We start from the raw sequence: 736 nt of genomic DNA, 5'->3' as shown, positions 1-736 counted from the left end.
GCAGGTTGATGAAAAACAGTGCGATCCCAGAAAGGATCACTAAAGATGCAAAGCGTTTTTTCATTTTGTATTCTTTTAATTCAGGTCTCCAGATCAATACCGCAATCAAAATGATAATATCCAAGAAATAGAAAATATCATGACCGGCCATGATACTGAAAATCCCGTCCCCCATGTTTCCAACGTTTCCGGACTGTTTAATGTTCGGGAACGTCAAGAAATCGTCAAAGAAACGATAGAATAAAATATTTGCATATAACACAAATGTCATCAAGAAATCGATAATCAGCATAATAATGGCTGATTTACGCCCTTTCGCCAGCAAAGCCAGTCCTAAAAAGAAGACGGCGCTTGAGAATGGGTTAAATATCAGGAGGATCTCCTGGGTTGTGCCTTTTACCCCAAGATTAAACTCAGTCTTGTAGGATAAATACGTTTTTGCCCAAAACAGTATAACAGCCAGCACAAAAAAGCTAAGTTTGTAAGAAAAAAGTTTCTTCATGGCAACCTCTACTTTCTTAAACACTTTAAGTTCTTCATTCATATTTACCTGCTCTTTATATCCTGCCTTCCAATTCCTTCTTTCCAAACAAAATCAAGGCATCACACAACAATAAATACACCGCGGCAAGCCGGAATATTTATGTTTCGCACCATATCATTTTTATTACAACCATTTGGAAACCAATCACTGGACGAAAGAAACCTTCATTTCGTTTCACATTTTTTTCTCGGA

General features: G+C 37.4%; 1 pseudogene. It reads right to left on the bottom strand.

Features of this window, described 5'->3' with window-relative positions:
- Nucleotides 1-502: pseudogene (gene ltaS1, locus ACWHAR_RS26660) on the bottom strand (lipoteichoic acid synthase LtaS1); the annotation flags it as partial.
- Nucleotides 503-736 lie beyond the last annotated feature (234 nt).

The organism is Bacillus sp. LR--39 (assembly GCF_053613335.1).
Note: the sequence above shows the minus strand (reverse complement) of the source record. Positions and strands in the feature narration are given on the sequence as shown.